At 69.8% G+C, this 6,609-nt stretch carries 6 protein-coding genes; 2 read left to right on the forward strand and 4 right to left on the reverse strand.

Annotated elements, in window-relative coordinates:
• Window positions 1-134 precede the first annotated feature (134 nt).
• The 4 genes from ACIBJF_RS51210 to ACIBJF_RS51225 are packed head-to-tail and all read right to left on the reverse strand — an operon-like array spanning window position 135 to window position 4,737.
• Window positions 135-1,058, reverse strand: a complete 924-nt coding sequence (locus tag ACIBJF_RS51210) for a carbamate kinase (protein WP_399184763.1) — start codon at window positions 1,056-1,058, stop codon at window positions 135-137.
• Between the two features lie 3 nt (window positions 1,059-1,061).
• Window positions 1,062-2,063, reverse strand: coding sequence for an ornithine carbamoyltransferase (gene argF / locus ACIBJF_RS51215; RefSeq protein ID WP_399184764.1), 1,002 nt, complete (start codon window positions 2,061-2,063; stop codon window positions 1,062-1,064).
• Between the two features lie 19 nt (window positions 2,064-2,082).
• Window positions 2,083-3,297 (reverse strand): arginine deiminase, encoded by a 1,215-nt coding sequence (locus ACIBJF_RS51220; RefSeq protein ID WP_399184765.1) that lies wholly within the window; start codon window positions 3,295-3,297, stop codon window positions 2,083-2,085.
• A gap of 24 nt (window positions 3,298-3,321) precedes the next feature.
• Window positions 3,322-4,737, reverse strand: coding sequence for an APC family permease (locus ACIBJF_RS51225; RefSeq protein WP_399184768.1), 1,416 nt, complete (start codon window positions 4,735-4,737; stop codon window positions 3,322-3,324).
• A gap of 638 nt (window positions 4,738-5,375) precedes the next feature.
• Between ACIBJF_RS51225 and ACIBJF_RS51230 the strand changes: the two genes are divergently transcribed.
• A complete protein-coding gene (locus ACIBJF_RS51230) occupies window positions 5,376-5,831 on the forward strand; it encodes a cyclic nucleotide-binding domain-containing protein (protein ID WP_399184766.1) in 456 nt (151 codons plus the stop codon).
• Window positions 5,832-5,858: 27 nt separating this feature from the next.
• Window positions 5,859-6,518, forward strand: coding sequence for a CBS domain-containing protein (locus ACIBJF_RS51235; RefSeq protein WP_399184767.1), 660 nt, complete (start codon window positions 5,859-5,861; stop codon window positions 6,516-6,518).
• The last annotated feature ends 91 nt before the right edge of the window (window positions 6,519-6,609 follow it).

A 6,609-nucleotide genomic window follows, 5' to 3' on the forward strand; every position in this document is an offset into this window, starting at 1 on the left:
AACAGCCGGCCGAACGGAGCAAGCACGCCACCCCGGCCTGCTGGCCCCGCACGGACATCGGGTGGGCATCACCTCATTACGTGATGACTCTTAGGCACCCTGCTACGGCGGGGAGCGCCGCCCTCCACCGGCCGTCAGCCGGCAGTGAGGTCCTGCCGGATCAGCGTGCCCGACCTGCCGTGGACGATCTCGTAGGCCGCATCCAGGGCACCGATCGCCGCCAGCCCACCGGTGCGCTCCACGAACCGCGCCGCAGCCTCCGTCTTCGGCCCCATCGAGCCGTCCGGGAACCCGCCGCCACGCAGGTCGCCGGGGGTGGCGTCGAGGACCGGCCGCTGATCCGGAGTGCCGTAGCGGTCGTAGACGCAGGGGACGTCGGTGAGGATAAGAAGGAAGTCCGCCTTCAGGTCCTCGGCCAGCAGGGCCGCGGTGAGGTCCTTGTCCACGACGGCCTCCACGCCGCTGAGCGCGCCCGTGTCGGAGTCGGCGATGACCGGAACGCCCCCGCCGCCCGCGCACACGACCAGCGCGCCGTCCGTGAGCAGCTCATGGATGGTGTCCGTCTCCAGGATCCGTTCGGGCGACGGAGAGGCGACAACACGGCGCCAGCCGGTGATGTCCCGGGCGATGTGCCAGCCCAACTTGCGCGCCAGCGCCTTGGCCATCGACGCGGAATACACCTGGCCGACGAACTTCGTGGGCCGCTCGAAGGCGGGATCATCGGCCCGCACGAAGGTGTGGGTGATGAGGGCGGCGATACGACGACCGGGGAGCACGTTGTGGAGCGTACGCGCCAGCAGAGAGCCGATCATGCCCTCGGTCTGGGCACCGAGCAGATCCAGCGGGTAGGGGGCGCTGAGCACGGGGTCGGCCGCGCTCTCCATGGCGAGCAGGCCGATCTGCGGGCCGTTGCCGTGGGTGATGACCAGCTCATGTTCCTGTGCCAGGGCGGCCAGGGCGGTGGCGACCCGGTCGATGTTGGCTTGCTGGATGGCGGCGTCGGGGCGTTCGCCGCGGTGCAGCAGGGCGTTGCCGCCGAGGGCGACGACGATGCGCATGGTTCAGTCCTCCAGGGTGGCGACGAGCACGGCCTTGATGGTGTGCAGCCGGTTCTCCGCCTGGTCGAAGACGATCGAGGCGGGCGAGGAGAAGACCTCGTCGGTGACTTCGAGGCCGTTCAGGCCGTAGGCCTCGAACAGCTCCTGGCCGAGCCGGGTGCGGTGGTCGTGGAGGGAAGGGAGGCAGTGCATGAACTTCACGTCGGGGTTGTCGGTGAGGGCGAGCGTCTTGTCGTTGACCTGGTACGGCAGCAGCAGGTCGATCCGCTCGCGCCAAGTGTCGGCCGGTTCGCCCATGGAGACCCACACGTCCGTGTGGAGGAAGTCGGCGCCGCGGACGGCGGTCTCCAGGTCGTCGGTGAGGGTGATCCGCGCACCGCTCCGGCCGGCCACTTCACGGCAAGCAGCGACCAGCGCCAGTTCCGGCCACAGCGCCTTGGGCGCGGCGATACGCACGTCCATGCCGAGCAGAGTGCCCATCGACAGCAGCGAGTTTCCCATGTTGTTGCGGGCATCGCCCAGGTAGCAGTAGCTGACGTCCGTGAGCGGCTTGGTGCTGTGCTCGCGCATGGTGAGCATGTCGCACAGGCTCTGGGTGGGGTGGGCGGTGTCGGTCAGTCCGTTGTAGACGGGGACCCCGGCGTGGACGGCGAGTTCGGTGACGATCGACTGGGCGGAGCCCCGGTACTCGATGCCATCAAACATGCGGCCCAGCACGCGGGCGGTATCGACGATGGTCTCCTTGTGGCCGACGTGCGTGTCGCCGGGACCGAGGTAGGTGGTCCGCGCGCCCTGGTCGGCGGCAGCCACCTCGAAAGCGCAGCGGGTGCGGGTGGAGGTCTTCTCGAAGATCAGGGCGAGGTGCCTGCCGGTCAGCCGCCGCTGTTCGGTGCCGGCGCGCTTGGCCGCCTTGAGGCCGGCGGCAAGGTCGAGGAGGTGGTGGATCTCGGACGCAGTGAAGTCGAGTTCGCTCAGGTAGGAGCGGCCTCGCAGGTCGACGGTCATGACGGGAGTCCTTACGGGATCAGGCGATCGGGGCGCGTTCGATGGGGCAGCTCATGCAGCGGGGGCCGCCCCGCCCGCGACCGAGTTCGGCGCCGGCGATGGTGACGATCTCGATGCCCTGCTTGCGCAGGTAGGTGTTGGTGGTGACGTTGCGCTCGTAGCCGACGACCACGCCGGGTGCGAGGGCGAGGAAGTTGCTGCCGTCGTCCCACTGCTCGCGCTCGGCGTTGCGGATGTCCTGGGGTGCGGACAGCATGCGGACCTTGTCCAGGTCGAGGGCCTCGGCGAGCGCGGTTGCGAGATCGGAATTCGCGGTGACGTCAAAGCCGGTCTCACGCTCGGAGGTGGGCCGCAGCGTCCACGAGCGCAGGGAGTCGGCGAGGCCGGGATAGATGACGAACGTGTCGCGGTCGACCATGGTTAGCACGGTGTCGAGGTGCATGTACGCACGGGCCGCGGGGAGTTGGACAGAGATCACCCGGCTCGCCGTACCGGCTGCGAAGAGCCGGGCGGCCAGGTTCTCCACGGCCTGAGCGGTGGTGCGCTCACCCATGCCGATCATGACGGCGCCGTTGCCGAGGACGTGGACGTCCCCGCCTTCGAGGGTGCCGACGGGTCCGTCGAGGAGGGGTGCGGGCGCGACGCCGGCGAACATCGGGTGGAACCGGTAGATGGCCTCGGCGTGCAGGCTCTCGCGCCGCCGGGCGGTCTTGGCCATCGGGTTGACCGACACCTGGTCGTAGACCCAGCAGGAGTTGTCACGCGGAAAGAGGTGGTTGGGCAGCGGCGCGAGCGCGAAGTCGTCGGCGCCGAGCGCGTTCCACACCAGGCTGTGCGGGGTGGCGAGCGGCAGGTCGCTCTTGAGGAGGCCACCGATCAGATAGCCGGCGAGGGTCTCCCCGTCCAGCTCGGCGCACAGCTCACGCACTGGGTCGATGAGGGCGGGGCCCACGGTGCCGGGAGTGACGACCTGGTCCAGGAGCCAGTCGCGGGCCCCGGGGACATCCAGGGTCTGCGCCAGCAGGTCGGCGAAGTAGTGGACGCGGGCCCCGTGGTCGCGCAGGACCTGGGCGAAGGCGTCGTGCTCCTCGCGGGCGCGCTTGACCCACAGGATGTCGTCGAAGAGCAGGGCGTCGACGTTGCGCGGGGTGAGGCGGGAGAGTTCGAGGCCGGGGCGGTGCAGGATCACCTGGCGCAGCGGGCCGACCTCGGAGTCGACGTGGAAGGTGTTCATCGCAGAGGTTCCTTGCTCGGGCGGTCAGTCGTGGTGGCGGAGGTCGTTGCGCTTTCCGGGTCCGCCGATGCGGCCGGTTCGGAGCCCCCGGGAGAGTCGCGGGGCTGGCGGGGGTGTTTCGGGTGCCCGCTCCTGCTGGGCAGGGATCGCCGTTGGCTTCACCTTCGTGGCCTCGCCGAAGGTGTCCTGGCCCCGCTTCAGCCACACGTAGACGGGGACGCCGAGCAGCAGGACGAACAGGCCGTAGTAGACGGTCTGGTAACCGCTGCCCTGGATCGACCAGTACGAGAAGGCGAGGGCGAGCCCGGCGACGGTGACGTCACGGGCGAGCCTGCGGGCGCTGAGGCTCTCCCGGCCGCGCACCAGCAGCCAGTACAGCTGGGCGGCGGCGGAGAAGAGGTAGGGGATCACGGCGGTCAGCACGCTGAGCAGCACGATCTTGGTGAAGACGTTGTCGAAGCGCGTGTAGCTGAACACGGTGATCAGTGAGGCCAGTACGGTGGAGGCGACGATGCCGAAGGCCGGTACGCCGCTCTCGCCGCGCAGCCGGGCGAAGGACTGCGGGAAGAGCCCGTCGCGGGCTGCCGCATACGGCATCTCCGCGCACAGCATGGTCCAGCCGTTGAGGGCACCGATGCCGGAGATGATCGCGGCGACGGCGACGATGTCGCCGGCCCAGCTGCCGCCGAAGATGTTGTTCGCCGCGTCGGTGAACGGCGCGGTGGATCCGCCCAGCTTGCCGTGGGAGACGGTGCCGAAGACGGCGAGGGTGCCGAGGATGTAGATGACGGCACAGACGAGCGTGCCGTAGACCGTGGCGCGGGGGACGTTGCGCCCCGGCTCGCGGACCCGGTCGGCGACGATGGAGGCCGCTTCCAGACCCAGGTAGCTGAACAGGGCGATGGCGCCCGCGGCCGAGATCGCGCCCAGGGCCGACTGCCCGCTGGCGTTGAATGGGCCGAAGTTGTGGGCGTCGATGAACAGCAGCCCGACGGTGGCCATGAAGACCAGCGGGACGAACTTCAGCACGGTCGTGATCACCTGGAACGCGCCCATGTTCCGCACGCCGGTGAGGTTGATCGCAGCGGGAATCCACAGCCCGACCAGCGCGAGCAGCACCGAGACCCACTTGTCGTGCCCGGTGTTCACGAACACCTCGACGTAACCGACCCAGGCCACGACGATGGCCGCGTTGCCGGCCCAGGCCGTGATCCAGTACGACCAGGCGTTGAGGAACCCGGCGAACTCCCCGAAGGCCTCACGGGCATAGACGTACGGGCCACCGCTGGCCGGAACACGCTTCGACAAGGCGCCGAAAGTCATCGCCAGCGCGAGTGCGCCGAGGGTGACGGCGATGAACGCGAGGAGGGAGATCGGCCCGTACGGGGCGAGGGCGGAGGGCAGCGCGAAGACTCCGGTGCCGATGATGCTGCCGATCACGAGCGCGGAGGCGGCGGGAAGGCCGAGCGCCGTCGTGGGCGCTGTCCCCTTTCCGTCTCCTGTGGTTCTGGGCATGGCTGAGGCTCCTTACAGACCGGTGTGGGTGAGTCGATCCGCGACTGATCCTTCTGTGTCTCAGCCGGGCGCTGTCAGTGGCCGCACGGCCCACGCGCGACCCCGATGGTCCCGCTGTCGCAGGCCTGGACAGCCCAACTCGCCTGCTTCCCGGTGCTCCTGGCCACAGGACATGGGCTGTTCGGTCCACGGCATGGCCGCCCAGCCCCACCGCTGGCACCATGCCGAGCCCGACAATGGAGGGCAGGAGCTACGGCCGGGCACGAGACACAGTGCCGACCGGCCGGCAGTGCCATGTCCTCACGGCTCGTTCGAGATGGGGCGGATCTCCCGTAGACCCCAGGAGCCGCGAGGGCTCCCGCGCGAGTCTCGTGTTGGGGAGGCACGATCCTCGCGCCACGGCCGCCGCCCTCGCCGACACGGGGGCGGCGGCCGTCTTCGCTGCCATCCGCCTCGGGGCCGGATGGCCCTGCTCCGGACCTGATGGCCCCTCGCCCGGTCCAAGTCGACGCCACACGCTGGAGGTACCAATCCGTAGGTACGCACTGACCCGGAGGCCAGCCATGAATACCCCGAGCATGCTGCGCGCACTGCCCATCCAGCACCGGCAACGGCTCATGCGTCTGGCCCGGGAGGTGTCCTTCCCGCAGGGAACGCGCCTCTTCAATGAAGGCGCACGTGCGGACCGGTTCTGGATCATCCGCACCGGCTCCATCGAACTCGACACCCACGTACCCGGCCGGCGCCGCGCCATCATCGAGACCCTCGGCCACAACGAACTCGTCGGCCTGTCCTGGCGGTTCGCGCCGCACGTCTGGCACCTGGGCGCCACGGCGGCAACACCGGTACGGGCCTACGAGTTCGACGCCACGGCCGTCCGCTCCCTCTGCCAGGACGACCCGGCACTCGGCCAGGCCGTCACCCAGTGGGCCGGCGACGTACTGGCCCACCGCCTGCGCTCCACCAGGACCCGGCTGCTGGACCTCTACGCCCCCTACGGCGCCGCAAGCACCGCATGAGAGAGCCGACCCGACGAAGGAGTCACCGTGCACAGCACCCCGCACATCGTCAGCGACGTCATGTCCCACACGGTCGCCGCCGTCGGCCGACGGGCCGCCTTCAAAGAGATCGTGCAGCTCATGCAGGACTGGAAGGTCAGCGCCCTGCCCGTCCTCGAGGGCGAGGGCCGCGTGGTCGGCGTCGTCTCCGAGGCCGACCTGCTGCCCAAAGAGGAGTTCCGCGACAGCGACCCCGACCGGGCCACCCAGCTGCGCCGTCTCGACGACCTGGCCAAGGCCGGCGGCCTCACCGCCGAGGACCTCATGACCTCCCCCGCCCTCACCGTCCACGCGAACGCGACACTCGCCCAGGCCGCACGGACCATGGCACACGCCAAGGTCAAGCGCCTGCCCGTCGTCGACGACGTGGGCATGCTGCAAGGCATCGTCAGCCGCGCGGACCTGCTCAAGGTGTTCCTGCGGACCGATGAGGAGATCGCCGAGGAGGTCCGGCGGGAGATCGTGGCGCATCTCTTCCCCGCGCCGGTGTCAGCGGTGCAGGTGGAGGTCCGCAACGGCGTCGTGAAGCTCATCGGCCACGCCCGGGACACCTCCCTGGTCCCGGTGGCCGCGCGCCTGGTCCGGGCCGTCGAGGGCGTGGTCGACGTGGAGTTCGAGCTGACGCACTCGGAAAGCCCTACGGATTGAAGGCTCCCCTCCCTGAAGGGAGGGGATGCGTCGCCCTCCAGGGCTGAGCGGGGATTTACGGCTCAGGCCGCCACCGGAGCCGGCGGCTCAG

It is taken from the genome of Streptomyces sp. NPDC050743 (assembly GCF_044456925.1).
In the GTDB taxonomy this organism is placed as follows: Bacteria; Actinomycetota; Actinomycetes; order Streptomycetales; family Streptomycetaceae; genus Streptomyces.